Below are 26,251 nucleotides of genomic sequence, written 5' to 3' on the forward strand. Positions count from 1 at the left end.
GCCAAGGGCTCCCCTGTTAGAGGGGCTGTCGAGCGGATGCGAGACGGAGAGGTTTATCCATTATATTTACTCTGAGCGAAGCCAAGTTTGCCGTCCATGATGAGTTTGGCGGCGGCTTCAATGTCCGGGTAGCGGTCGGTCATCGCTTTGACATCCTCAGGCGGGAACTTGCCCAGTACCCAGGCGGCAAGGTCGTAATCCGGGTGGGGCTTGGCACCCACGCCAAGACGGATGCGGGGGAAGTTCTCCCCGCCCAGCCGGGCAATGATGCTCTTGAGGCCGTTGTGCCCGCCTGCCGAGCCGGAGGGCCGGATGCGGAGCTTGCCGGGGGCCTGGGTGATGTCGTCGCACAGGACGATGACATGGTCGGCCGGGATCTTGAAGAAACCTGCCAGCGGGGCGATGGAGTCGCCCGAAAGGTTCATGTAGGTCAGAGGCTTGAGCAGGACGACCTTGTGGCCCTCCACCTCGCCCTGGCCCCACAGGCCCTGAAATTTGCTCTTGTTGACCGAGATGCCCCACTTGGCGGCGAGGGCGTCCAGCGCGGCAAAGCCCGCGTTGTGGCGGGTGCCGTCGTATTTGGCTTCCGGATTGCCGAGGCCGGCAATGAGCCAGATGTCGTTTGCAGTTGTCATGGTGTTGCTTGCCTTTTCGCTTTCTCTAATAATGTGTGGTACAGTTTTTCAGTATAGCATAGATGGGTGAAAAAAACAAACAAAACGCCCGCCGAAACCACGTCCCGACAGGCGTTTTGCAAAAAGTTTACTGATTCTGCTCTTTTTCCAGCTTCTGTTTCTTGGCGATGTAGGCCTCCATCTTGGGCTCGGCCCAGCCGTCCAGATTGGTCTGGCGCTCCCGGGCGATGCCCAGCGCCTGCGCGGGCACGTCTTTGGTGATGGTGCTGCCGGCGGCCGTGTAGGCTCCGTCGCCGACCTTGACCGGAGCCACCAGATTGGTGTTGCAGCCGATGAAGCAGTAATCGCCGATGGTGGTGCGGAACTTATCCTTGCCGTCGTAGTTGCAGGTGACGGTGCCGCAGCCGAAGTTGCAGTACTTGCCCACATCGCTGTCGCCGATGTAGGTCAGGTGGCTGACCGTGTTGCCCCGGGCAAAGTTGGAATTCTTGGTCTCCACATAGGCACCCAGATGGACGCCGTAATCGGTGACGGTGTTGACCCGCACATGGGTGAACGGCCCGATGTTGTTGTGGGGGCCCAGATGACTGCCGTACACCTGGCTGGCGTTGACGGTGGTGCCCTCGTCTACGGTGCTGTCCTCAATGAGGCTGTTGGGGCCGATGACGCAGCCCGCGCCGATGACGGTTTTGCCCCGCAGGATGGTGCCGGACAGGATCTTTGCCCCGGGGGCGATGACGACGCTCTCGTCGATCTCCACGGTACGGCTCTCGATCATAACGCCGTTTGCAATGTGGCGCAGCAGCACTTCTTCACGCTTTGCCTCGGCAGCATCCAGCCGCGCGCGGGCGGCGGAAAAATCGGAATTCATAAAAATACCTCCTCCGGAATGCCCAACTGAGCGACAAACTCGGCCAGAAAGGGCAGTGAGACGGAATGCGACAAATTGAATGGATAGTAAGTTGTATCCAACAAGCGAGAAAAACAACGAAAAATGAGAAAATACTCTCGAAATTCCTCCCATTCTATATTAGCGTAAAAGTGAGTGAAATGCAAGAGATTGCACAAAATTTATCAATTAAATTTGGCGCTTTGACCGATGGAATGACCCGGGATTTCTGGTATAATAGTTTAGCATTCACAATAACAAATGTTCATCGTGACCAAAGACAGAGCAAACGATGAGACCGCCGGAGCGTTGCGCCGGAGGCCACCAATTGGGAGGTAAAGAACGCATGAGCAAAAAGTATCTGTACTACTTCAGCGAGGGCAACAAGGCTTTCGGCGGCGACAAGACCACCATGAAGAACATTCTGGGCGGCAAGGGCGCCGGTCTGGCAGAGATGACTGCCGCCGGTATGCCGGTGCCTCAGGGCTTCACCATTACCACGGAGGCCTGCACCCAGTATTATGCAGACGGCCGTCAGATCAACGATGAGATCACTGCGGATATCTTCGAGCACGTCAAGGGCCTGGAGGAGATCACCGGCAAGAAGTTTGGCGATAACGCAAACCCCCTGCTGGTCTCCGTCCGTTCCGGCGCGCGTCAGTCCATGCCCGGCATGATGGACACCATCCTGAACCTGGGCCTGAACGACGAGGCTGTTGAGGGCCTGGCCAAGAAGACCAACAACCCCCGCTTTGCATACGACTGCTATCGCCGTTTCGTGCAGATGTTCGCCGACGTCGTCATGATGGTCCCGAAGAGCCTGTTCGAGGTCGAGATCGATAAGATGAAAGAGGTCAAGGGTGTCAAGAACGACGTGGACCTGACCGCTGATGACCTGAAAGAGCTGGTCGGCATCTTCAAGAAGATCTATGAGGAGAACGAGGGCAAGCCGTTCCCCCAGGATCCCCGTGATCAGCTGATCGAGGCTGTCAAGGCTGTCTTCCGCAGCTGGGACAACCCCCGTGCAAACGTCTACCGCAAGATGAACGAGATCCCCTACGAGTGGGGCACCGCTGTCAACGTCCAGCAGATGGCTTTCGGCAACTCCGGTGATCGTTCCGGTACCGGCGTTGCATTCACCCGTGATCCCGCCACCGGCGCTAAGAAGCTGATGGGCGAGTACCTGATCAATGCACAGGGCGAGGACGTCGTTGCTGGTGTCCGCACCCCGTCTCCCATCAGCCACCTGCACGAGCAGATGCCTGAGGTGTACGATCAGTTCGTTGAGATCGCAACCCGTCTGGAGAACTACTTCCGCGATATGCAGGATATGGAGTTCACCATTGAGGACGGCCACCTGTACATGCTGCAGACCCGTAACGGCAAGCGTACCGCACAGGCTGCTCTGCAGATCGCATGCGACCTGGTGGACGAGGGCATGATCACCGAGCAGGAGGCTGTCCTGCGCGTGGAGCCCAAGCAGCTGGATACCCTGCTGCATCCCCAGTTCGACGCTGCTGCCCTGAAAGCAGCTGAGGTCGTCGGCAAGGGCCTGGCAGCTTCTCCCGGTTCCGCCTGCGGCCAGATCGTCTTCACTGCTGAGGAAGCAGAGGAGAAGGTCAAGTCCGGCGAGATGAAGAAAGTCGTTCTGGTCCGTCTGGAGACCTCTCCCGAGGACATCGTCGGTATGCAGGTCTCTCAGGGCATCCTGACTGTCCGCGGCGGCATGACCAGCCACGCGGCCGTTGTTGCCCGTGGTATGGGCACCTGCTGTGTTTCCGGCTGCGGCAATGACAACGATGTGAAGATCGACGAAGAGGCTAAGACCTTTGAGATCAACGGCCACAAGTTCGTTGAGGGCGATTGGATCTCGATCGATGGTTCTACCGGCAACATCTACGGCGAGCAGATCGCTACGGTTGCAGCTACCGGCAACAAGAACTTCAACCGCTTCATGGGTTGGGCAGACGCGGCTCGTCAGCTGCTGGTCATGACCAACGCCGATAACCCGCGTGACGCACAGCAGGCCGTTGACCTGGGTGCCGAGGGTATTGGCCTGTGCCGTACCGAGCACATGTTCTTCGCTGAGGACCGCATCGCTGCTGTCCGTGAGATGATCTGCGCACGTACCGTTGAGGAGCGCAAAGTCGCTCTGGCAAAGGTTGAGCCGTTCCAGGAGGCAGACTTCACCGCGATGTACCGCATCATGGGTGAGCGCCCGATGACCATTCGTTACCTGGATCCGCCTCTGCATGAGTTCCTGCCCACCAAGGCTGAGGATATCGAGGCTCTGGCAAAGGACATGGGCATGACCACCGAAGAGCTGAACAACGTGGTTGTCAGCCTGCATGAGTTCAACCCCATGATGGGCCACCGTGGCTGCCGTCTGGCTGTCACCTACCCCGAGATCGCTGAGATGCAGACCAACGCTGTCATCAAGGCTGCTCTGAAAGTCTCCGCTGAGACCGGCAAGATGATCACCCCGCACATCATGATCCCTCTGGTGGGCGAGGTCAAGGAGCTCAAGTACGTCAAGGATATCGTCGTGGCAACTGCCAACAAGCTGATCGCTGAGGCTGGCGTTGACATGAAGTACCAGGTTGGTACCATGATTGAGATCCCGCGTGCCGCTCTGACCGCTGGTGATATTGCGAAAGAAGCTGAGTTCTTCAGCTTCGGCACCAACGACCTGACTCAGATGACCTTTGGCTTCAGCCGTGACGACGCTGCCAAGTTCCTGGGTGCATACTACGAGAAGAAGATCTACGAGAGCGATCCGTTCCAGCACCTGGATCAGATCGGTGTCGGCAAGCTGATCAAGATGGCTGCTCACGATGGCCGTGAGACCCGTCCCGACCTGGGCCTGGGTATCTGCGGCGAGCACGGCGGCGATCCCTCCAGCGTCGAGTTCTGCCACAATGTTGGCCTGGACTACGTCAGCTGCTCTCCGTTCCGTGTGCCTATCGCACGTCTGGCTGCCGCTCAGGCTGCGATCAAGAACCCCCGCAAGTAATCGCGTGAGGGCTTGAAAAAGCACAAATAAAGCATAATGAACCGCCCCGGTTTCCGTAACAGGAAGCCGGGGCGGTTTTTTGCGCTCACGGAGGGGCAGATGAAAAACGCGGTATGAATATATACCATATAAAAATGAATATATGCTAAAATTTCGGGAAAATACTTGCATTTTCATTAAAATGAGTGTATTATAACACCTGCCGACGAAATGCCGACAATCAACAAGAGAGGGATCGATACTATTATGTCTTTGAAGAAGAAAATTGCTGCGGCTTTCATCGCCTGTGCGATGACGCTTGCCGTGGTTCCTTCCGCATTCGCCTGCACGGCACTCTATGTCGGCAGCGACCTCACCGAGGATGGCACCACCATGTTTGGCCGGATCGAGGATCTGGGCACCAACGATTACAACAAGCTGTTCAACATCAGCCCCGCCGGGAAGCACACCGCGGGCGAGGTGTACGAGGGCTGCTACGGCTTTACCTACACCTTCACCCACGACAGCTACCGCTACACCGCCCGCCGGGACGACAACGGTCTGGGTGTCTGCCCGGACTGCGACAGCACCCACGAGCACACCCCCTATGAGGAGGCTGGCACCAACGAGAAGGGCGTCATGGTCTCTGCCACCGAGTCTCTCTACGGCACCGACGCCGTGCTGAGCGTAGACCCCTATGTGGACAACGGCATTGAGGAAGCCGAGATCACCACGGTGCTGCTGAGCGAAGCTTCCACGGCCCGCGAGGGTGTTGCCCTGCTGACCTCCATCTACGACAACGCCGGTGCAGCCGGCGGCTCCGGCGTGTTCATTGCCGACCAGAACGAGACCTGGTTCGTGGAGAACCTGACGGGCCACACCTACCTTGCCCTGAAGCTCTCCTCCAGCGTGGTCTTCATGCAGCCCAACATCGCCGCTATGGGCAAGATCGATCTGGATGACACCGACCATGTGGTGGCCTCCGCCAACCTGATCTCCGTGGCCCAGAAGGCCGGTACCTTTGTGGGCGACGCCGCTGCCAATGTCATCGATCTGGATGCCTCCTACAACGGCGACATCGCATCGGACCGCATGGCAGCCGGCCTGAACTACCTGTACGGCACCGACACCTTTACGAAGGACAACTACAGCGAGACCGACTTTGCTATCAGCAACGTCGGCGAGAACGGTGCCATCGTCCCGGTCTACTCCAACATCCAGCTGACCAAGAAGTTCTCGGTGGAGGATTCCATCCACTTCTTTCAGACCGAGCCCATCGGCAAGACGGGCAATGTGGAGACTCATCTGTTCCAGGTGAGCGCCACCGGCGATCTGAACACCGCCATTACCGAGTGGACCGCTTTTGACGACGACGTGTACAACGCCTTCGTCCCTTACTATCCGATGCTGACCACCGACACCGCAGATGTCTACAAGGTCTCGGTCCATAAGGTCACCCGCTCCGACGAGCAGCCCACCGAGGGCGTCTGGTATCAGGATGCCAAGGGCCGCTACTATACCTACCCGGACGACTGGACCGACTCTTTCTACGGCGTGCGTGACGCCCTCTCCAACCTGCTGACCTACGGCAGCAATGGCAATCAGGTCACCGCAAAGGATCGGGCAGCAGCCAAGGCCAGCTATGCCGCGCTCCAGCAGGAGATCATGGCCGACTACGCCGATATGAAGGCCGCCGTTGCCGCCGCCGACACGCTTGAGGCCAAGCAGGCTGCCGCCACCAACGCCAGCAATGCCATGAGCCAGAAAGTGTACAACACCACCCTGAAGATGTACAATAAGCTCCAGGCCAAGACGGCCGCCCGGGCATGGGTTAGCTCTCTGCTGCACTGAGACTTTGCAGCGCCTGAGGCGTTTCCCATAAAACCGCAGCGCCCCCGGTTTCCATGACAGGAAGCCGGGGGCGTTTTGTGTATGACTGCTCCTTGCAAACGCCGCCCATGGATTGTTGTTGAATCATTTTTGACAAAGTAATTCATGCTGCTGACCGGAGTTTGAAAATAACCGTCGCCCAGTACACCAGTTACTCCGGTTCCAAGGCAATAGGCGACATCTTTACACAAAAAGATTTGAAAAGAAGCGGAGGCGGTGACTGGTTGAAAATTTAAGAGCGACTGAGTATAATAAAACTGTAAAATGCTTTATTCAGGAAAAGAGGTCTGTATGGCAAAGTTTGTACCATTTATTATAAAAACAGACGGCAGTCAGAATATCAGTGTGAAAATCGTGCGCATGAAAAAATCTGACGCAGTACAGACTGAAAAAGAACCCGTCTGGCAAACAAGCTGGTTGTCAGATTATATTCAGGATGCTGCCTTTGAAAAGTATGCCTTAAAGACGAGTGATGGCGAATTGGTTGCGCTGGCTGCATACGAAATATTGGAAAATGACGTGATGGTTCATATTACCTACATTGAGAGCCAGCCGGAAAGCAATCCAACAATTGTCGGGCATTCTAAAAAGTATCAGGGCATTGGCCGAGTGTTGATTGCGTACGGAATCAAGCTGTCGATTGACCATGAATGCGGCGGGACGGTCACGTTCGAGGCAAAGGTTCCGGAGCTGGCAGAGCATTATGTCCGGGACTATGGAGCTTGTCCATTGCCGAGTTTTGGCGGAGCACCGCGTTATGAACTTTCTGGTGAGGCGGCAATGAACATCTTTGTAACTTACTTGAAATGAGGTGTGTTTGATGAGTGCAAAAGAATATTTTCAGCGTGATGCAGAGCGAGAGACATTTTATCGCACATTTTATCAAATTTGCAGACGCTTTAATGTCACATGGTCAACAGCAACGCCGGAAGTCCGAGCTTTTATTGAGGAAGTTACCCGTGTGACTTATGAACAGGAAAAAGCAAAGCGTAACGGAGTTTCTCTTAGTACAGTGAAGCCGTTCTTTGGTGATACAGCGTGTTAAAGAAACGGCAGATCACTGTTGCGAACGCTCTGTAATTTTGGCACCCGCCCAGGCTGCGATCAAGAACCCCCGCAAGTAATCGCGTGAGGGCTTGAGAAAGCACGAATAAAGCATAATGAACCGCCCCGGTTTCCGTAACAGGAAGCCGGGGCGGTTTTTTGTGCACAAAAAGCGAGTAGAAACTTTGTGCTTCCCTACAAAACGATGAAAAATAATTGACAAGAGTGGGGAATCGGTGCTAGCTTTGAAAAAAATAAAGAAAAAATGCTTTAAAATTGCAAAAGTCCATCTTATAGTACAAGCACAATGCTATATCTATCTCGGAAAATAACACACACCGGACGAACAGGAGGTGCGGCATGAAACTGACCTACGCAAGGCTTCTGGCGGGCAAAACCGATCCGAATAATACGAGCCTCTGGCTGCCGCTCTGGATGCATCTGCGGGATACGGCAGAGATCATGGAATTGCTGGTGCGGAAGTGGCTGCCGGAAAGCGTGAAGAAAGCAACCGACCTGGACGAAGAAGCCCTGATCGCGCTGGCACGCTTTTTGGGCTGGACACATGATCTTGGTAAGAGCGTTGTTGCCTTTCAGAGTGTCCTGATGCCGCTGCTGCCAGAGGCAAAGCAGCGAATGGAGCGCTTTACCACCTTGACCTGCCCGGAGCAGGATCGGAAGAAAACACCTCACGCCCGGGCAAGCGAAGCGATTCTGATAGAGCTGAAGTGTCCGCCAGGAATCGCCTCCATTGCGGGGGCCCACCACGGCAAGCCGCAGGAGCAGGAAGAAGTGGAAGCTCAGCTGGTGAGCTGGACATGCAACTACTACCCCAAGGGAGAAAAGGCATTTTGGGAAAGCTGCTGGGATGAGTTGTTTGAGACAGCGCTGAAAGATTGCGGCTACGACGACCCGGCAGAGCTGCCGGACTTGACTCCGCCTACAGAAATTCTGCTGACAGGACTGCTTATCATGGCGGACTGGATCGCCAGCAATACCGAGTATTTTCCGTTGATCCCGGTAGAAGAACTGGGGAACGAAGTGGCTTATCCGGAGCGTGCGGAACGGGCCTGGAATAAATGGGATGAGAAAGACCTGACGGCACCCTGGGAGGCGCAGACTTCTATTGTGGACGAAGAGGAGTTCAAAGCGCGTTTTGGATTCCCACCCAACGCGGTACAGGCTGCTGCCGTGGAAGCAGCCAACAGTGTGAGCGCCCCTGGAATTTTGATTTTAGAGGCCCAGATGGGTGTAGGCAAGACGGAGGCTGCACTGGCAGCCGCGGAAATTCTGGCGGCGCGGTTTGGCGCGGGTGGAATCTTCTTTGGCTTGCCTACGCAGGCAACGGCAAACGGGATTTTGGGGCGGCTGGTGCAGTGGGCGGACAACCAGCCGGACAGGCTGCTAAAGTGCATCCGGCTGGCCCACGGCATGGCAGAGCTGAACGAAGAGTATATCCGCTTACAGGAACAGACCGTTCCGGTAGAAGACGACTGGGACGATTCCGAGACAAACGAGCACCGGGTGCAGGTGCACCAGTGGTTCCGGGGCAGCAAGCAGGCGCTGCTGGCCTGCTTTGTCATTGGCACGGTGGACCAGCTGCTCATGGCAGCGCTCAAACAAAAGCATGTGATGCTGCGCCACCTCGGCCTTGCGGGCAAGGTGGTGATCATCGACGAGTGCCATGCCTATGATGCCTACATGAATCGCTACCTTGACCGGGCGCTGGAATGGCTGGGCTGGTATCGGGTGCCGGTGATCTTACTTTCAGCCACGCTGCCGGCCCGGCGGCGGGCAGAGCTGGTGGAAGCCTACCAGCAGAAGCGCACCTCCGCACCAGACGCACCGTGGAAGACCAGCTGCGGCTATCCGCTCCTGACCTGGACGGATGGGGAGGAAGTCCGCCAGACGACCATTCCGCTGGATACGCCCAGCCGGACGGTACAGACGGTTCCGCTGACGGAAGATGGCCTGCCCGGTTTCCTGTGCGAAAAGATGCAGGCGGGCGGCTGCGCGGGTGTCATCGTCAACACCGTTAAAAAGGCACAGGCCGTGGCCCGGATGCTGCGGGAAGCTCTGCCGGAAAAAGAAGTGCAGGTGTTCCACGCACAATTCCTGATGCCGGACCGCGCCGCGCGGGAGCAGGAGCTCATGGAGCGGATCGGCAAGCACTCGACTCCAGTCCGGCGGGATGGACTCATTGTGGTGGGCACGCAGGTGCTCGAACAGTCGTTGGACATTGATTTTGACGTTATGGTGACGGAACTTTGCCCGATGGACCTGCTGCTACAGCGCATTGGCCGTCTGCACCGCCACACCTGGCGCTCTCGCCCACAGCCGATGCAGGCAGCAGTCTGCGCGGTGCTGGATACCGGAGAGGATGCCTTTGATGAGGGCAGCGCGGCAGTCTACGGCAAGTGGCTGCTCTGGCGGACACGGGAACTGCTGCCTCAGACCATCCGCCTGCCGGAAGAGATCTCCTCGCTGGTACAGCAGGTGTATGGCTGGGCGGCGGAGGACAAACTGCCCGAAGATGCCGCCAGTGAGAAGCTGCGCCATAACTATGAACTGGAACAGGGAAAGCGAAAGGACCGGGCAGAGGCTTATCTGGTGCATCACCCGAAGGTGTATAAAAGATTCCCCCGGCTCAATACGCTGGACGGCTGGATGGCAGACGAGGGTGCCTGTTCTGACCCGGCGGCCCGGGCGGCTGTCCGTGACGGCGACCCGTCTGTTGAGGTGCTGGTCATGGTGCAGGGGCGGGATGGCAGCATCCATTTCCTGCCGTGGCAGGAGGGAGGCCGGACGGTAGCGTCCGACTGCCCGCCGCAGCCGGAGGAGGCGCTGAAGATCGCACGGCAGAAACTGCGGCTCCCGGCAGTGTTTGGCAAGGAATGGAACGTGAAACACGTCATTGACGAACTGGAAGCGGACAACCGCCGTCTGCTGGCCCAATGGCAGCTCTCCCCGATGCTGCGCGGGGAACTGGTGCTGCTGCTGGATGAAACGCTGACGGCCCATCTGGCGGGGATGACGCTCCATTATGACCGTGAGAATGGTCTGATTTATGAAAAGGAGGAAGCTGATGCAGGAAATTGAGTTTAACCTGTTGACGGAACCCTGGGTCCGTGTCCGTCTGCCGGACAATACCGTGCAGGAAGTTTCTCTGACGGATGCACTGGTCCATGCGCAGGAGTACATGGACCTGGCAGGGGAGATGCCCACCCAGGACGCGGCCATGCTGCGGCTGCTGCTGGCGGTGTTGTTTACGGTCTTTTCCCGCGTGAACGAAGTGGGGGAGCCGGAGCCGCTGGAAGACGAAGAAGCCGCTCTGGAGCGCTGGGGAGCGCTGTGGGAGCTGAAACACTTCCCGGAGCAGCCTATCCGGGACTATCTGGAGCAGTGGAAAGACCGCTTCTGGCTCTTCCACCCGGAGCGGCCATTCTGGCAGGTGCCGGAAGCAAAAATTGGAAGCCCATTTAAAGGCGGAAAATTAAACGGAGAAGTGTTTGAAAGCGAAAACAAAAACAATATGTTTGCATCTTATGCTGGCGTGGAAAAGAATGCACTGACATATGCACAAGCAGCAAGGTGGCTGGTATTTCTCAATAACTATGACGATGCAGCCGCAAAGAAAAAAGCAAAGGATAGACCCAGCATGAGCCCGGGATGGCTGGGGCAACTGGGTCTTGTATATGTGAAAGGTGTAAATCTGTTTGAAACACTGATGCGAAATCTGATGTTTTTAAACGACAGGGCAGAGCTTTGGGAAAAAGGAAGACCCAATTGGGAACTGGAAGAACCAAGAAGCGAAGAGCGGACGGAAATCGTCTGCCCGGGTAATTATGCAGAACTTCTAACAATGCAGTGCCGACGGATATGGTTGGAACGAGAAAATGAAAAAGTGGTCCGGTATACATTGTTGGGTGGAGATTTCTTTGATAAGAAAAACGCATTTGCAGAACCCATGACACTATGGGGACTCCGGAAGCAAACGAAAGAGAGTCCAGAATGCTATCTCCCGCAAAAACACGATATGGAGAAAATGCTCTGGCGGGAATTTTCCTCGATTATAGGTGACGGAAAGCATATTCCGGGCGTGGTACAGTGGAATGGTTATTTACAAAGATGTGGTTTTTTAAAGAAAAAAGAAATCCTGCAAATATGTGCTGTTGGTGTTGAATATGGAGCGCAAAGTGCATCCATGAAAGGGGTCTATGCAGACCAGATTGCAATGAGCCTTTCTCTGTTAAATGAGCTGGGCTATGGTTGGCAGAACCGCATCACCGAGGAAATCGGCCGTTGCGAGCAGGCAGCCTCTCTGGTGGGGCACTTGGCGCAGGATATTGCCACTGCCGCAGGCGATAAAAACGGAAATACCAGCGCCCCGGCCCGTTCCCAGTTCTATTTTGCAGTAGACCAGCCGTTCCGGCAGTGGCTGCGGAGCATTGACCCGGAAGAAGACGACATGACCGAAACCACAGCCCGCTGGCAGGTGATCGCCCGAGGCATTGCAGAGCAGCTGGGCCAGCAGATGGTGCTGGAGGCTGGCAGCGCCGCTCTGGTAGGGCACAGGGTCAAGCTGGACGCCGGGAAAAAGACCGAACGGATGGAGCTGTACACGGCTCCCAAAGCTTATAACCGCTTCCGGGCGGGGCTGTATAAACTTTATCCGAAAACAAACGATGAGGGAGGAACGGCATGAGTGAGAAAAACGAGAGCCGCACACAGGCCATCAGGGGCTATGTGGACGGCAAGATTCAATGGCTCTGGGGTCTGCCGGAGAACCAGCGGCGTGCAGAGCTGGCAAAGCTGCGACGGGGCATCGGACATGCACCCGGGGAGCTTCCAGACCTGTGGGGCGGCCTTTTGCAGGGGATGCCTGCGAGCTTTTACGGCACAAATGGCCCCTCCCATGAAGAGTGGGCGGTCTATCTGGCACTGACCCTGTATGCCCTGCACCAGCAGAGCAACGATACTGTGTGCGTGAGCCAGCTCGGCTGCACGCTGGGCCGGGCCGTGCGCAGGCTGGCGGAGCAGACTGTGGCCAGTGGGCAGGACTGGACCGAGAGCAGCATTCTGCGGCGCTTCAACGCGCTGGCTACCGCCGAAGAAATTACCGAGATCAGCCATCATCTGCGGGGTATGATTCAGCTGCTACGGGCCGCAAAGCCGGACAGCATCCCGCTGGATTACCCGCGGTTGGCTGTTGACCTGTACGGGCTGCAGTGCGATGCCCCGCAGCTGGCACAGCTGCCCGCCAACATCCGCCTGCGGTGGGGACAGGACCTCTACCGCTACGAGAAGAACGAATCGTCCGAGACGCAGGAAAAGGAGAACTGACTTATGAAAAAGCGTTTGTATGTTGACTTCCATGTGCTGCAGACTGTGCCGCCCAGCTGCATCAACCGGGACGATACGGGCAGCCCCAAAACGGCCATTTACGGCGGCGTGACCCGCGCCCGGGTCTCCTCTCAGGCGTGGAAGCACGCCATGCGGCAGGCCTTTGTAGAGGAAAGCCTGCTGGACGAAGAGGATGTGGGCAAGCGCACCAAAAAGGTGACGGAGCTGGTGGAAAAGGAGATCGCCGCCCTTGCCCCGGAAAAAGATGCTGCCAAGCTGGCCAAGAAGACGCTGGACAATGCAGGTATCAAGAACGATGAGAAAGGCACCAAGGCCCTGTTCTTCATCAGCCAGGCACAGATCAAGGCGCTGGCACAGCTGGCCGTGGAAGAGTGTGCAGACAAAAAAGAGTACAAGAAAGCACTGAGCACAGCCCCGTCGGTAGACATTGCCTTGTTTGGCCGGATGGTGGCGGATGACCCCTCTCTGAACTTTGATGCCGCTGCACAGGTGGCCCACAGCATTTCTACCCATGCAGTGCAGAACGAATACGACTACTTTACCGCCGTGGATGACTGTCAGGCAGAGGACAACGCGGGCGCAGGCCATCTGGGCACCGTGGAGTACAACTCTGCAACCCTGTACCGCTATGCAACCGTCAATGTGATGGAGCTTGAACGCCATCTGGACGCGAAAAAAGCAGCCGAAGTGGTGAGGAGTTTTGGTGAGGCGTTCATCCGCTCCATGCCCACGGGCAAGCAGAACACCTTTGCCAACCGCACTCTGCCGGATGCCGTCTATGTGACCATCCGGGAGGACCAGCCCGTGAACCTCTGTGGTGCTTTTGAGCGGGCGGTGCGGAAGAGCGCGGAGGGCTACGCAGAGCCCTCCAAGAGCGCGTTGCAGGCCTATGCACAGCAGCTGTATCAGAGCTTTGCGGAGGCCCCTGCAAAGAGCTTTACCGTGGGCACCGGGCTGGAAGCACTGGCCCCGGCCCAACCCCTGAACACCATGCTGGATGCACTGGAAGAAGCTGTTAAGGAGAACCTGACCGGAAACGAGGTGGAATGATGGCAACACTGTTGCTTCGGTTGGCAGCGCCTTTGCAGGCGTGGGGCGCGGATTCCAAATTCGAGACCCGGAAAACGGCCCGGGAACCCACCAAGAGCGGCGTCATCGGCCTGCTGGCGGCAGCTCTGGGCCTGCGGCGGGATGAGACCGAGCCATTGACCCGGCTGGCGCAGCTGCGCTTTGGCGTCCGGGTGGAGCGGGAGGGTCAGCTGTTGGTGGATTTCCACATGGCCCGCAATGAGGAGAAAGACCGCTCCTATGTCACCTACCGCCATTACCTCGAAGATGCTGTTTTTCTGGTGGGCCTGGAAAGTGAAGACACCGCTTTGCTGCAGGAACTGGCAGAGGCGCTGACCCACCCGGTGTTCCCGCTGTACCTGGGCCGCCGTGCCTGCCCGCCCACTCTGCCGCTCTGCCTGGGCCTGCGGGAGCAGGGCCTTGTGGAGGCCTTGCAGGCAGAGCCCGCGCTCTGCCCCGGCGGGCCCAAGCCGACCCGCATCGTGGCGGATGCCGCACCGCAGGAGCCGGGGGCTGTCCCGCAGCGGGATGTGCCTCTCTCCTACGACCCGCGGCACCGGCAGTACGGTTACCGCTCGGCCCGGGAGATCTCCCTCCGGCAGCCCGCAGGGGCCCCGGAGCCGACTGCCCATGACCCATTCTGTGAATTGTGAGGTGAAGTGCAGATGTATTTATCCCGTGTAGAGCTTGACCCCATCCGCCGCAGCACCATGACGGCGCTGGCGGCACCACAGAAATTCCATGGCGCGGTGGAAAGTGCCTTTTCCGGGGAGCGCCGCCGTCGGTTGTGGCGGCTGGACCGGCTGGGCGAAAAGCTGTATCTGCTGCTCCTCAGCGAGGAGATGCCGGACCTCTCCGGCATTGTGGAGCAGTTTGGCACCGGAGCGGCACCAGAGTCCCGGAATTATGACCCGCTGCTGGCGCGGATCACACCGGGCAGCCGCTGGCAGTTTCGGTTGGCGGCCAACCCCACCAAAAGCTGCAAAGACGCCCAAAAACCCACAGCGCGGGGAACCGTGGCCGCACACTGCACGACACAGTACCAGAAGCAGTGGCTGTTGAATCGCGCCGCAAAGCACGGCTTTGCCATGACGGAGGATTCCTTTACCGTGACCCGGGTGCAGTGGCACCACTTTGCCAAGCGCGGCACCCGCCCGGTGTCGCTGCTGGCGGTGACGTATGAGGGCGTTTTGCAGGTGACGGACCCCGAGGCGTTCCGGAACCTGCTGTGTCAGGGCATGGGCCGGGGCAAAGCCTACGGCCTTGGCCTGCTGACCGTGATGCGTGGAGGATAAGACCATGGCGGAGATGCCGGGTATGATCCGGCCAGACCTGCAGGCGCTGCCGCAGGTGCGGGACCGGATGACCTTTTTGTACCTCGAACTCGCCCAAGCTTGCGGTCAGATGCTGGATGGAACTTTTCCCCGCACAGGCGGGGGTGATCCCACCGTCATGAAGAAGAATTTTCCCGGCGGACACTTTTCCCCGCATGCGCGGGGGTGATCCTGATGCACAGGACAAGCGGCTGGATGAGCTGGACTTTTCCCCGCACACGCGGGGGTGATCCTTTCGAGACGGATACCATCTATACCACCCCTAACTTTTCCCCGCATACGCGGGGGTGATCCTATCTGCGGGGACAACACCATCACCAGTTTCCACTTTTCCCCGCATACGCGGGGGTGATCCCTACACCAGCCATACCTCTGGCGTAGCTCTGTGCTTTTCCCCGCACGCGCGGGGGTGATCCCACGTCGCCGCTCATGAGCCAGCTTTTCAAGGCCTTTTCCCCGCACATGCGGGGGTGATCCCGACACCCCGGACGACTTCACCGATGACAGAGTCTTTTCCCCGCACACGCGGGGGTGATCCCATTACAGGGATTTGTACAGGATAACGATTAACCTTTTCCCCGCACGCGCGGGGATGATCCCACGTCCTGAATGTTGGAGTTCTTGCCGAACATCTTTTCCCCGCATACGCGGGGGTGATCCCCATGCGTCTGGATTGCCGCCCATCTCAAAGAGCTTTTCCCCGCACACGCGGGGGTGATCCCTTGGTGGTCGCACCCATCTCCTTGGCCTTGTCCTTTTCCCCGCATACGCGGGGGTGATCCTCCCGAAGCGTCTGGGCACATTTACACGCTCAGCTTTTCCCCGCACACGCGGGGGTGATCCTGGTTTCTCGACAACTCCATTTTAGCACGACTGCTTTTCCCCGCATACGCGGGGGTGATCCTGTAGACCTCAACGTGACCACCCGCAACTACCCGCTTTTCTCCGCACGCGCGGGGGTGATCCCTGCGCTCAGGCAACCGCCGAGAGCATCCACACCTTTTCCCCGTACACGCGGGGGTGATCCCAACACCGCAGCCTATCCGGGCAGCACCGACCCCTTTTCCCCGCATACGCGGGGGTGATTCCATGGACGGTGCCAGCAAGTTTCATTTCGACTGCTTTTCCCCGCACACGCGGGGGTGATCCAAACCAAACGTAACGGCTGGGGTGGACAGAACATCTTCTCCGACATACTCAGAATACTATTTTTTCTCCGCAAAGCAAAAGCAGCGACCTTGTTCATTCAATCGAACCAGGTCACTGCTTTTTGCATGTGTGAAATTTTAATGATTTACAGCGATGTTTTGCGATTTTTCCTGAAGCTCGGCTTGGATATCGGTGAGGCATTCCAACAAAAGGGGATTGAACGCGCCGCATTCCCCGTTCCGGATCATCCGCATGGCGGTCTCGTGGGAGAACGCCTTTTTGTAGCAGCGCTCACTGGTCAGGGCGTCGTACACATCGGCCAGGGAGACGATCTGCGCGCTGATGGGGATGTCATTGCCCTTGAGGCCGTCCGGGTAGCCCCGGCCATCCCAGCGCTCATGGTGCCAGCGGGCGATGTCGTAGGCGGTTTGCAGCAGGGGTTCATCCTCAAAGTTTTCCAGCCGCCGCAGCATGTTGGCACCCTGCATACAGTGGGTCTTGATGATCTCGAACTCCTCTTTACTAGAAATCGTTTTCGGCTTCTGTGCAACAATTTTCTGCGGGGTGGGGGTAAAATGGGCAAAAGATTGCAATAAAATCAAAAATCTGGTATGATAAAAAGACGTTTCGCATTGTATCTGTATAGGAGGGAAAAGCCATGCTGATTCCGGTTGTTTTATTTATCATCGGCCTGCTCTGCCTGATCAAGGGCGGCGACTGGTTTGTGGATGGCGCTTCGGCGCTGGCCCGGCGGTTCCACCTGCCGGAGCTGCTCATTGGTGCCACGGTGGTGTCCATCGGCACCACCCTGCCCGAGGTGATGGTCTCCACCATGTCGGCGGTGTCCGGCCATGGTGAGATCGCCTACGGCAACGCCATTGGTTCTGTCATCTGCAACGCGGCGCTCATCGCGGCCATTACCATCGCCGTCCGCCCGGGCAAGGTGGACCGTAAGACGCTGGGGATGCCAGTGGCGTTCTTCTTTGCGGCGGCAGCGATCTACTGCGTGGCAGCCTACGGCTTTGGCAGGTTCACCCGGCCTATGGGCCTCATCATGCTGGCCCTGTTCGCGGCCTATATGGTGGCCAACGTGCTCCAGATGAAAAACGCCCCGGCGGGCGCTGAGGCCGAGGCCGAAACAGAGGCTGCCGAGGAAGAAATGACCCTGACCAAAACGCTGGTGCTTCTGGTGGCGGGTGCCGTGCTCATCGCCGTGGGTGCCAACCTGCTGGTGGACAACGGTACCCTCATTGCCCAGGCGCTGGGCGTGCCCGAGTCCGTCATTGCACTGACCTTTGTGGCCCTGGGCACCTCGCTGCCCGAGCTGGTCACGGCCATCACGTCCCTCGTCAAGGGCTGCAGCGACCTCTCGCTGGGCAACATCGTGGGTGCCAACGTCTTCAATCTGGTGCTGGTCAGCGGCGCGTCCGTGACCATTGCGCCGTTCACCATCCCCCAGAGCTCCACCCTGTTTGGCATCAATTCCAGTCTGGTGCTGGACCTGCCCGTGATGCTGGCCGTCATGGTGCTCATGTGTGTCCCGGCGCTGGTGCGGGGCAAGCTCTCCCGGGTGCAGGGCGTGCTGCTGCTCTGCATCTATGCGGCGTTCTGCGCCATCCAGTTCACCATGTGAGCTGGGGCTGAAACGGAATCAAAACCACAAAAACGTCCCGCAGGGCCTGAACCCTGCGGGACGTTTTGTGATATCATGACGAAAGATTACTTTGAATAAGACTCCCAGCGGACAGAGGCGTCCAGCTGGGCGGGGGTCAGGTTGAACACGGCGTCAATGAGGTCGGTGCGGAACGTGGCGTTGCCGGTGCCGTGGGCAAGGCGGCGGGCCTCGGCCAGCTCTCCCGCAACCCCCATGGTCGCCGCCGCCGCGCAGGCCGCCGCAAAGGGCTGGCCGGGCATGGCCCCGCAGAACGCGCCCATGAGGGCGGTGAGCATACAGCCGCTGCCCGTGACGCGGGACATGGTGGCGCAGCCGTTGTGGAGCAGAATGGTTTCTCTGCCGTCCGTCAGCACGTCGATGGGGCCGGAAACGGCCACCACGGCCCCGGTCTGCACGGCCAGCGCTCTGGCAGAAGCCACGGTGCGGGGGAGGGTCTTCTCCGTGATCTGGTCGGCGTCGCTCACGTCCACGCCGCTGCCCGCCGCCCGGCGCTGGGCCAGAGCACGAATCTCCGACGCGTTGCCCCGGATGACCGCAAACTGCACGGCGTCCAGCAGCCGGGCCGATTCCGCCCGGCGGAGGCTGGTATTGCCGGCACCCACGGGGTCAAAGACCACGGGTTTGCCTGCCCGGTTGGCCGCCTGCCCGCCTAAAATCATGGACTCCACTTTGTCGATGGCACCCAGATTGCACAGCAGAGCGCTGGCGGCGGCAGCGGTCTCCTGCACTTCCCGGATGTCCGAGGCCATGGTGGGGGAGCCGCCCACGGCCAGAAGAATGTTGGCGCAATCGTTGACGGTGACAAAGTTGGTGATGCAGTCCACCAGCGGGGCGCGGCGGTGCACCTGTTCCAGAGCAGAACCAAAGTTCATGGAGAAAAGCCTCCTTGTGTTATAAAAAAGAAGAAGTCTTGCCGGGGTCAATAAAGCCCTCGCCGTACACTTCGCCCGCCTCCGTGACCATGACCATGCAGCCGGGGTCGATGCGGTAGGCGGCGGTGCGGATGCGGTAGACCTGGGGCCGGGCGCAGACGCAGAGGAGCATCTGCCGCTCGGTGTTGGTGTAGGTGCCAATGGCCTTGAGCATGGTGGAGCCGCGCTCGCACTCGCGGGAGATCTCGTCGGCAATCTCCTGTCCTTTTGTGGTGATGATGGTGAGCATCTTGCTGGAAGAGCTGCCGTACATGACCTTATCAATGACCAGCGAGGTGATGACCGTGGTGACGAGGCCGTACAGAACGGAATCCACCGTGCCGAACACGGGCCAGCCCAGCAGGATGACGACCAGATCAATGCCGCCCGTGACCGCCCCGATGGAGAGGTGGGGCCGCAGCACCTTGATGGATATGGTGAGGAAATCCGTGCCGCCGCTGGAAGAGCCCCGCATGTAGAGCAGGGCCAGCGCGAAGCCCCAGGTGACGCCTGCAAACAGGGCTGCCACCAGCGGGTCGCCGGTATAGCAGCCCACCCGGGCAAAGACGACATCCTGAAAAACGGTGCACCACACCATGCTCACCAGCGACTTTGCCAGAAAGGCCCGGCCCACAAAGCGGATGCTCAGGGCCACGAGAGGCAGGTTGAACACCAGTGTGGTGATGCCCACGGGCAGGTGCCACAGGTAGTTGACGATGAGGGCCAGGCCCGAGATGCCGCCGGGGGCAAAGTCTGAGCCGCGGGCAAAGTAGCAGATGCTGAGGGCATACAGGAACCCGGCGGCCAGATTGTACAGCTGGTCCACCACGAGGGTGCGCTTGTTCATAAAAATCGCCTCCCGGTATCAAAACAAAAAGAAATTACTGGATGGAAGCCGCCAGAGCAGGGATCTCGCTCAGATTCCCGATGTGGAAGCGGGCCGCGCTCTGGTCAAAGGGGAAGCGCTCGTCCCGCAGGGCGGCCACAAGGCCCCCGGCTGCCGCGCCCGCCTGCACGCCGTAGGTGGAGTCTTCCACGATAAGGCATTCCTCCGGGCGGCGGCCAAGCCGCGCCATGGTGTGGAGATAAATTTCAGGGTCGGGCTTGCTGGCTTCAAACTGTTCCCCGCTGACGATGACGGGGAAAAACTCCATCAGCCCGCACTCGCCCAGCACCTGCCGGATGTTGCTCATGGGGCTGGAGCTGGCCAACGCCAGCTGCAAGCCCATGGCCCGCAGCTGCTCCAGCATGGGGCGGGCTTCCGGGCGGAGGATATCGGGGAAGTGGATGGGCTCGTTTTCGTCGGCCTGCATCAGCTCTTTTTCAAACTCCGGGGTAAAGGGCACCCGGCAGAGCCTGGCCATAAAACGGGGGTACTCCTGGCTGGACATGCCCACGGTGGGGTACATGCTCTCCAGAGTGACCCAGGGGTATTTTGTTTGCAGGTTGCGGGCCTGCATCCCGAGGTAGACGGGTTCGCTGTCGATGAGCACACCGTCCATATCAAAGATCACGGCCCGGATGGGGGATGGCATGAGAACGCTCCTTTCCAGCGGCGGGTTCACCGCGGATGCTCCTGATGATAGGCCTTTTTCTCAGCGTACATTTTCTGATCCAGCTCATTGAGGAAACTCTCGGTGGAGCGGAATGCCCAGCGTCAGGATTTTCCGGTGCAGCCGCCGGGTACTGCGGTAGATACGGAAATCCACGAACAGGCACCACAGAAAGGCCACAAGGATGATACCGGTTCCATTTGCGACCAGAATTTCCGGAATATTCATGGGAAGCCTCCTTTCGCTGTCAGGGGATGAAATGTATGAAAAATCATTTCCTGATGCAAGGACTTTATCCAGTTGGAATTGCGGGATTGGATTCAGCCGGTCGAGTCGTTCAAGCTCCTTTCGGCGGAAACAGGACATACGATCCATCTTATTATATCATGAAAATGGAGCTTGCCAAGGGGAAGAGAAAACGTGATGGCCCTGTTCGAGTCCTGTACCGTCCACATCGCTCCAACGTAAGTCAGGGGCGGAACAAAAAAGAGAGCCGCCAACTTACGTTGGAGACTCTCTTTCATCAAGTGGAGCATTGTCCACAGCAGTCGAACCTTTAAGCTGGCATATCGTTGCTGCGGTCAGAGCGCTTTAAGCCGAGAAACGGCGGCACCTCGGAACGCTTCATCCCTTGCTCGTGTGCTTTTTTCAGTTGATATTCGTGCAGAGCAATGCTGTCCAGCAGATCACGCTGATTTTGGGAGGCTGCATAGTAATCAACGCCGAACCGTTTGCAGACTGCACTGAGTTGGTCAAGCATTTCAACAGCAGTAGGGGACATTCGTTTGACTTCGATATCCATAAAAACTCCTTTTCCTAAAGGCGTGAGGGCAAGAACCGTCCCGTGGCCACAAATTTTCAATTCTTGAAAATTTTCTGCCCCTTGGGACAGCTTCTTGTTGGGGCGTGCGGAGCCCCAAACCCTGCTGTTGAGGTTGCGACAAACCAGGAGTTATCGAACCGCACTTGTGATTTCTTCTAATGTGTCCTGGCGAAGCCACTTTCCAAATACTTGAGAATTCTTTGACGGCAGATAACCCAAATTCGTATATCCCAGCTTCTTCAAAAGGCCCATACTTGGAATGTTCTCTCTTTCAGTAAAACAGATAAAATCCCACTGAGGATAGTGCTTGTGTAAATACTCAATGAAAGAGGACAAGGCTTCATAGGCGTAACCGTTTCGGTGAACTTTATAAGAAAATGTGTACCCTAAAGAAATTGTGCCCTCGTTGGGCATAACGACGATTTCGCCAATCATGACATCCGTTTCTCTTAATGCAACACTAATCATAGTCGGCGATGCGAGATTCAGGGCATTGTCTTTATTACGCTCGATCAAAGCAACGATATCCTTATAATCTTTCGTCTGGCCTCGTTGATATTTCGAGCATCGCTCGTTATTTCGATAATCAACCATCTGAATCGCATCTTTAGGACTTACATTTCTTAGTCTGAGCCGATTTGTTTCTAAAAAGGTCATCTTCTCATCCTTTCACATTCCGGCTTATGGGCCGAGTAGCCCTTTCTCAAAACCTCCGATAAACAAAAAACGTACCCGAACCCTTTCTCGTAAAGAATCGGGTTCGTACGACCTTGGTAGACATTCCTACGGGTCCAGGAACCGCGGGCTAAGCAACAGCCCACTGGGCTGATTGCTTCCTCTGCCGCTGCGCGTCAGAGCCGCCCTGTTCGAGTCTTGTACCGTCCACCACAAACATCCTCAGACGAAAGTCTGAGGATGTTTGTGGTGGAGCATTGTCCACAGCACTCGAACCCAACACCTCTTCACGGGAGATGGTTTTGGAATCGTCCGTGAAGTTGAAATTGAGCACGACCCGGTCGTCAAAAACGTAGACCGAGTTGACAAAGGTATCAATGATCTGCCGCTGGTGTTCCATGTCCCTCATGTCACCCTTGCGGAATTTTTCAAACCAGAACCGCATCCATTCGCGGGTCAGGACTGGCTTTTTCAGCTCTTCTTCCAGAATGCTGGTGTTCAGGGCTTCCTTCCGGGCTTCCAGTTCGTCCAACCGCTGCTTGGTGGTCGGGGTCAGGATGCCCTGTTCAATGGCTTCCAGAAGGTTTGCCAGCCGCTTCTCTGTGTCCCTGAGCTGGTCTTTCAGGACAGGCAGCCGGGTGTTCTCCTTCTGCTGGGCTTCCATGACCAAATCTATCAGCTGTTCGATGATTTCATCGCTAAAAATCACCTTAATGGCAGTGTCCACCACGAACCGCTCCAGAGGCTCCTTGCGGATGGCTTTCAGGTCGCAGTGCGCCTTGCCGTGGCGTTTGGCGTTGCCGCACTTGTAGTAATAGTAGGTGTTTCCCATGTGGCTGGTGCCGCTTTCGCCACCCATCAGGGTGCCGCACTTGCCACAGAACAGCTTGGTGGTCAGCAGATAGCTCACATCCTCTTTTGCAGGCCGACCGTGGGCGATCTTGTTCTGCTCAAAACGCTGCTGTACCCGGTTGAACAAATCCTCGTCCACGATGGCGGGAATGCCGCCCGGTGTCACGATGTCTTTATAGCGGTACTCTCCTATGTAGCGGCGGTTCCGGAAGATCTGGAAGAAGCTGTTCTTCACGAACGGCTTCCCGGTGCGGGTACGCAGACCGCGCTCGTTCAGGGATGCTGCGATCTTCTCGGCCGGTTCGCCGTCGGCATACCGGCTGAAGATTTCCTGCACGATGGGAGCCGTTTCCGGGTCGATATGGTACAGCCTGTCCTCCTTGCCAATGGTGAAGCCCAGCGGAACCACACCGCCGTTATACTTGCACTGAAGGGCATTTTCGCGCTCACCGCGCGCCACTTTCAGGGCGAGCTCGGCGGAATAGTATTCCGCCATGCCGATCAGCATACTCTCCACCATAATGCCTTCAGGCCCCTGCGAGATGGGTTCCATAGCAGACACCAGATGGACACCGTTCTTTTCCAGCTGGTACTTGTAGTTCACGGCATCGAATCGGTTCCGGGCAAAGCGGTCCAGCTTCCAGACCAGAACCACATCGAAGATTTTCTTCGCGCTGTCCTTTATCATGTGCTGGAACTCCGGGCGGTCATCCGTCTTGGCAAAATAGGCACGGTCAATGTAGGTGCCGACCACGGTGATACCGTTCTTCTCGGCGTAGTCCTTGCAGTCGCGCAGTTGTCCTTCAATGGACGCTTCTCGCTGGCTGTCAGATGAATAGCGGGCGTAGATCACGGCGGTCATGGTTGCACCTCCTTGGCGTGTATTCGACTTGCCTTTATAGTATCGGGTCAAGCGCAGCTTGTCAACAATCTGCGAGCAGATTGAAATGTGAAAATTACGAAACGCAGCGAAAAAGGGGAGAGCAAGAATCGTCCCGTGGCCACAAATTTTCAATTTTTGAAAATTTTCTGCCCATCCGGGACTTCACTTCTTCACCTCTTGTGAGTTTCCGAAGTGCTCTTGTTGGGGCGTGCCTGCCCCAAACCCTGCTGGGAACGAGTACGGCAAACTGGAATTGTTTACTTCTTCATCTTAGGCGCAATAAGCAGCACGACTGTCACAAGAACATACAAACCATACAGTAACCAAGTAATGGTATTGTTCCAAGGAAAACTCATTTCTGGATGGTTCACCGCAAACATTATAAATGCAACAGCTATAATCAGCATTACCAAACCGACGATTCTTGATGCGCTCTTTTTCATGTAAATCACCTCGCCAAATTTTGATTTGTTGAACTAAGCCGAGTATACCATACTCTCCAATGAAAGAACACCCCGATATAGTGAAATTTTGCCGTTTTCCTGCGTACGTGCGTACACACTCCACAGGAATTCTAAGGAGCCTGCCCCCTTAGCACACGGACTTTGGAACAAAGTCTAGTGTGTTACACCTTGCCAGAGGTGTACAGGCTCCCGGTACGCACGTACGCAGCAATTGCCCTCAATGCGCCATATAGGTGGCGATCAAGTTCGCACAAAGCGAACTTGATCCCGCAAAGCAAAAGGCAGGATACCACTATCATAGTGATACCCTGCCTTTGCTCGTTTACCGTTCCGAGTAGTCCTTCCGCAGAACCTCCGATAAACAAAAAACGTACCCGAACCCTTTCTCGTAAAGAATCGGGTTCGAGTACGAACTGTATGGTGGACGGTACAGGACTCGAACCTGTGACCTCCTGCACGTCAAGCAGATGCTCTACCAGCTGAGCTAACCGTCCATATTCTGTTTTGCTGAGGTCAGCTCAGTTATGATACCACAGCTCCGGGCAAAAAGCAATACTTTTTTGCAAAATCGTAAAAATATTTCTGTCGGCCGGTGGCTGCACGCTGTGGAACGGGGGCGGCGCTGGCGCATTTTGGGAGTTCATCGGTTTTCCGTTGCCCCTTTTTACCGGCTGTGCTATAATAAGATGATTACAATAGGAAAGGTATCGCAGGATGAGAGTATTGGGCATCGACCCGGGCTACGCCATCGTGGGCTGGGGCGTTCTGGATTACGCGGGAAACCGCTTTGCTCCGGTGGATTTTGGCGCGGTGTGCACCGACGCGGGTGTGCCGTTTGAGCGGCGGCTGGACGAGGTGTACGCGGGCATCAAAGAGGTCATCGAGCGGACGCAGCCCGAGGTGCTGGCCATCGAAAAGCTGTTCTACCAGCACAACCAGACCACGGTCATCGGCGTGGCCGAGGCCCGCGGCGTCATTTTGCTGGCGGCGGCGCAGGCGGGGCTGCCCATTTACGAGTACACCCCCATGCAGGTCAAGCAGGCGGTGACAGGCTACGGCAAGGCCGTGAAAAAGCAGGTGCAGGAGATGACCCGGGTGTTGCTCCACCTGCCTGCTGTCCCCAAGCCCGACGACACCGCTGACGCGCTGGCCATGGCCATTACGTTCTGCCACACCAACGGCAACCAGCTCAACCGTTTCATGCGGCGGGGCGTCGGGCCGATTTAATTGTTATGATTCGTGTATAAGGGAAGGTTTCCCTTTGTACAACCTCTCAGTCTCACTTCGTTCGACAGCTCCCCTAGTAGGGGAGCCTCTGGCGAAGAGGAAAAGCTACCCGCTATGCCAAGGCCTCCCCTACTAGGGGAGGTGGCATTGCGAAGCAATGACGGAGAGGTTGGACAGGGGAGAAGCTGACCGAAAAGGGAAAACACTTTATGATTTATTGCTTGACCGGAAAAATCATCAAAAAGACCATGAACGCGGTGGTGGTCAGCTGCGGCGGGGTGGGCTACTACGCCCAGTGCCCGGCCAGCGTGGCCGGGGCGCTGCCCGGCGTGGGAAAAGAAACGACCCTGTACACCGTGATGAGCGTGACGGAGAACGATGTCAGCCTCTACGGCTTTGCCACCGAGGAGCAGCAGGCCTGCTTTGAGATGCTGACCGCCGTTTCGGGCGTGGGCCCCAAGGTGGGCCTTGCCATCCTGAGCGTGATGGAGCCGGACCGGGTGGCGCTGGCCATCTCGGCAGGCGACCACAAGGCGTTCAAGGCGGCCTCCGGTGTGGGGCCCAAGCTGGCCCAGCGCATTGTGCTGGAACTGAAAGACAAGGTAGCCAAGGGTTTTGTGGACGGCATCAGCCTGGAAGACGTGGCCGGAGCCACTTCTACAGCGCCCGCCGCGCAGGGGGCCGGGCAGGCCATTGCCGCGCTGGTCTCGCTGGGGTACAGCCAGAGCGAGGCTGCCATGGCCGTTTCGAAGATCGATGCGACACTGCCCGTGGAGGAGATCATCAAGCTGGCACTCCGGGGCATGGCAGGCAGGAGGTAAGC

General features: G+C 57.3%; 26 protein-coding genes and 1 tRNA gene. 15 read left to right on the plus strand and 12 right to left on the minus strand.

All coding sequences use genetic code 11. From position 1 onward, the window contains the following. Nucleotides 1-53 precede the first annotated feature (53 nt). Nucleotides 54-635, minus strand: a complete 582-nt coding sequence (gene pth / locus C4N22_RS10205; RefSeq protein ID WP_112148897.1) for an aminoacyl-tRNA hydrolase — start codon at nt 633-635, stop codon at nt 54-56. 127 nt (nt 636-762) lie between these two features. Further along, nucleotides 763-1,506 carry a DapH/DapD/GlmU-related protein gene (locus C4N22_RS10210; RefSeq protein ID WP_112148898.1) on the minus strand — a complete coding sequence of 248 codons (744 nt, stop codon included), beginning with the start codon at nt 1,504-1,506 and terminating at the stop codon, nt 763-765. Nucleotides 1,507-1,870: 364 nt separating this feature from the next. On the opposite strand from C4N22_RS10210, the gene ppdK reads away from it, so the two are divergent. The 11 genes from ppdK to C4N22_RS10260 all read left to right on the plus strand — a co-directional run bounded on the left by ppdK (nt 1,871) and on the right by C4N22_RS10260 (nt 15,385). Then, on the plus strand, nt 1,871-4,537 hold the full coding sequence (gene ppdK, locus C4N22_RS10215; RefSeq protein ID WP_112148899.1) for a pyruvate, phosphate dikinase: 2,667 nt from the start codon (nt 1,871-1,873) through the stop codon (nt 4,535-4,537). Between the two features lie 246 nt (nt 4,538-4,783). After that, nucleotides 4,784-6,367 carry a C69 family dipeptidase gene (locus C4N22_RS10220; RefSeq protein ID WP_242981010.1) on the plus strand — a complete coding sequence of 528 codons (1,584 nt, stop codon included), beginning with the start codon at nt 4,784-4,786 and terminating at the stop codon, nt 6,365-6,367. A gap of 330 nt (nt 6,368-6,697) precedes the next feature. Next, nucleotides 6,698-7,216 (plus strand): hypothetical protein, encoded by a 519-nt coding sequence (locus C4N22_RS10225; protein WP_112148901.1) that lies wholly within the window; start codon nt 6,698-6,700, stop codon nt 7,214-7,216. A 10-nt stretch (nt 7,217-7,226) separates the two neighbouring features. After that, nucleotides 7,227-7,451 carry a hypothetical protein gene (locus C4N22_RS12770; RefSeq protein ID WP_128118643.1) on the plus strand — a complete coding sequence of 75 codons (225 nt, stop codon included), beginning with the start codon at nt 7,227-7,229 and terminating at the stop codon, nt 7,449-7,451. Nucleotides 7,452-7,810: 359 nt separating this feature from the next. After that, nucleotides 7,811-10,549, plus strand: coding sequence for a CRISPR-associated helicase Cas3' (cas3, locus tag C4N22_RS10230; protein WP_112148902.1), 2,739 nt, complete (start codon nt 7,811-7,813; stop codon nt 10,547-10,549). Continuing rightward, on the plus strand, nt 10,536-12,155 hold the full coding sequence (gene casA / locus C4N22_RS10235; protein WP_112148903.1) for a type I-E CRISPR-associated protein Cse1/CasA: 1,620 nt from the start codon (nt 10,536-10,538) through the stop codon (nt 12,153-12,155). The genes cas3 and casA overlap by 14 nt, the downstream gene beginning before the upstream one ends. Beyond that, nucleotides 12,152-12,793 (plus strand): type I-E CRISPR-associated protein Cse2/CasB, encoded by a 642-nt coding sequence (casB, locus tag C4N22_RS10240; RefSeq protein WP_112148904.1) that lies wholly within the window; start codon nt 12,152-12,154, stop codon nt 12,791-12,793. The genes casA and casB overlap by 4 nt, the downstream gene beginning before the upstream one ends. A 3-nt stretch (nt 12,794-12,796) precedes the next feature. Beyond that, complete coding sequence (cas7e, locus tag C4N22_RS10245; RefSeq protein ID WP_112148905.1) at nt 12,797-13,864, plus strand: type I-E CRISPR-associated protein Cas7/Cse4/CasC; 1,068 nt, start codon at nt 12,797-12,799, stop codon at nt 13,862-13,864. Further along, complete coding sequence (cas5e, locus tag C4N22_RS10250; protein WP_242981011.1) at nt 13,861-14,535, plus strand: type I-E CRISPR-associated protein Cas5/CasD; 675 nt, start codon at nt 13,861-13,863, stop codon at nt 14,533-14,535. The genes cas7e and cas5e overlap by 4 nt, the downstream gene beginning before the upstream one ends. A 12-nt stretch (nt 14,536-14,547) precedes the next feature. Continuing rightward, nucleotides 14,548-15,177 carry a type I-E CRISPR-associated protein Cas6/Cse3/CasE gene (cas6e, locus tag C4N22_RS10255; protein ID WP_112148906.1) on the plus strand — a complete coding sequence of 210 codons (630 nt, stop codon included), beginning with the start codon at nt 14,548-14,550 and terminating at the stop codon, nt 15,175-15,177. A 4-nt stretch (nt 15,178-15,181) separates the two neighbouring features. Next, a complete protein-coding gene (locus C4N22_RS10260) occupies nt 15,182-15,385 on the plus strand; it encodes a hypothetical protein (RefSeq protein ID WP_112148907.1) in 204 nt (67 codons plus the stop codon). Between the two features lie 1,117 nt (nt 15,386-16,502). Here the strand turns inward: C4N22_RS10260 and C4N22_RS10265 are convergent. Further along, the gene (locus tag C4N22_RS10265) at nt 16,503-16,958 is read right to left on the minus strand and encodes an HD-GYP domain-containing protein (protein WP_431602985.1); all 456 of its coding nucleotides are present in this window, start codon (nt 16,956-16,958) and stop codon (nt 16,503-16,505) included. A gap of 65 nt (nt 16,959-17,023) precedes the next feature. Here C4N22_RS10265 and C4N22_RS10270 point away from each other — a divergent pair, with 65 nt between their 5' ends. Continuing rightward, nucleotides 17,024-17,998 (plus strand): calcium/sodium antiporter, encoded by a 975-nt coding sequence (locus C4N22_RS10270; protein WP_112148909.1) that lies wholly within the window; start codon nt 17,024-17,026, stop codon nt 17,996-17,998. A gap of 86 nt (nt 17,999-18,084) precedes the next feature. On the opposite strand, the gene thiM is transcribed toward C4N22_RS10270, so the two are convergent. From thiM to C4N22_RS12940, 4 genes are all read right to left on the minus strand, one after another. Beyond that, nucleotides 18,085-18,912: a hydroxyethylthiazole kinase gene (thiM, locus tag C4N22_RS10275; protein ID WP_112115743.1), complete on the minus strand. Its 828-nt coding sequence runs from the start codon at nt 18,910-18,912 to the stop codon at nt 18,085-18,087. A 19-nt stretch (nt 18,913-18,931) separates the two neighbouring features. Continuing rightward, complete coding sequence (locus tag C4N22_RS10280) at nt 18,932-19,798, minus strand: YitT family protein (RefSeq protein WP_112148910.1); 867 nt, start codon at nt 19,796-19,798, stop codon at nt 18,932-18,934. Nucleotides 19,799-19,832: 34 nt separating this feature from the next. After that, nucleotides 19,833-20,486 (minus strand): HAD family hydrolase, encoded by a 654-nt coding sequence (locus tag C4N22_RS10285; protein ID WP_022257465.1) that lies wholly within the window; start codon nt 20,484-20,486, stop codon nt 19,833-19,835. A gap of 84 nt (nt 20,487-20,570) precedes the next feature. Then, a complete protein-coding gene (locus C4N22_RS12940; RefSeq protein WP_181567207.1) occupies nt 20,571-20,732 on the minus strand; it encodes a hypothetical protein in 162 nt (53 codons plus the stop codon). A 35-nt stretch (nt 20,733-20,767) separates the two neighbouring features. Here C4N22_RS12940 and C4N22_RS12775 point away from each other — a divergent pair, with 35 nt between their 5' ends. Continuing rightward, nucleotides 20,768-21,064, plus strand: a complete 297-nt coding sequence (locus C4N22_RS12775; RefSeq protein ID WP_146746525.1) for a hypothetical protein — start codon at nt 20,768-20,770, stop codon at nt 21,062-21,064. On the opposite strand, the gene C4N22_RS10290 is transcribed toward C4N22_RS12775, so the two are convergent. From C4N22_RS10290 to C4N22_RS10310, 5 genes are all read right to left on the minus strand, one after another. After that, a complete protein-coding gene (locus C4N22_RS10290; protein WP_146746526.1) occupies nt 21,061-21,306 on the minus strand; it encodes a hypothetical protein in 246 nt (81 codons plus the stop codon). The genes C4N22_RS12775 and C4N22_RS10290 overlap by 4 nt on opposite strands. Nucleotides 21,307-21,456: 150 nt before the next feature. Continuing rightward, nucleotides 21,457-21,984: a GNAT family N-acetyltransferase gene (locus tag C4N22_RS10295; protein WP_112148912.1), complete on the minus strand. Its 528-nt coding sequence runs from the start codon at nt 21,982-21,984 to the stop codon at nt 21,457-21,459. Between the two features lie 148 nt (nt 21,985-22,132). Then, nucleotides 22,133-23,716, minus strand: coding sequence for a recombinase family protein (locus C4N22_RS10300; protein ID WP_112148913.1), 1,584 nt, complete (start codon nt 23,714-23,716; stop codon nt 22,133-22,135). 278 nt (nt 23,717-23,994) lie between these two features. Beyond that, nucleotides 23,995-24,180 (minus strand): hypothetical protein, encoded by a 186-nt coding sequence (locus tag C4N22_RS10305; protein ID WP_005943483.1) that lies wholly within the window; start codon nt 24,178-24,180, stop codon nt 23,995-23,997. Nucleotides 24,181-24,619: 439 nt separating this feature from the next. After that, nucleotides 24,620-24,695: transfer RNA gene (locus C4N22_RS10310), tRNA-Val, on the minus strand. A gap of 220 nt (nt 24,696-24,915) precedes the next feature. Here C4N22_RS10310 and ruvC point away from each other — a divergent pair. Together ruvC and ruvA are read left to right on the plus strand one after the other, a co-directional pair. Continuing rightward, entirely contained in the window at nt 24,916-25,428 is a 513-nt protein-coding gene (gene ruvC, locus C4N22_RS10315) for a crossover junction endodeoxyribonuclease RuvC (RefSeq protein ID WP_022256497.1), read from the plus strand. 209 nt (nt 25,429-25,637) lie between these two features. Next, entirely contained in the window at nt 25,638-26,249 is a 612-nt protein-coding gene (gene ruvA / locus C4N22_RS10320) for a Holliday junction branch migration protein RuvA (protein ID WP_022256498.1), read from the plus strand. The last annotated feature ends 2 nt before the right edge of the window (nt 26,250-26,251 follow it).

Origin of the sequence: Faecalibacterium prausnitzii, assembly GCF_003287495.1 — a bacterium.
Classification (GTDB): Bacteria; Bacillota; Clostridia; order Oscillospirales; family Ruminococcaceae; genus Faecalibacterium; species Faecalibacterium prausnitzii_I.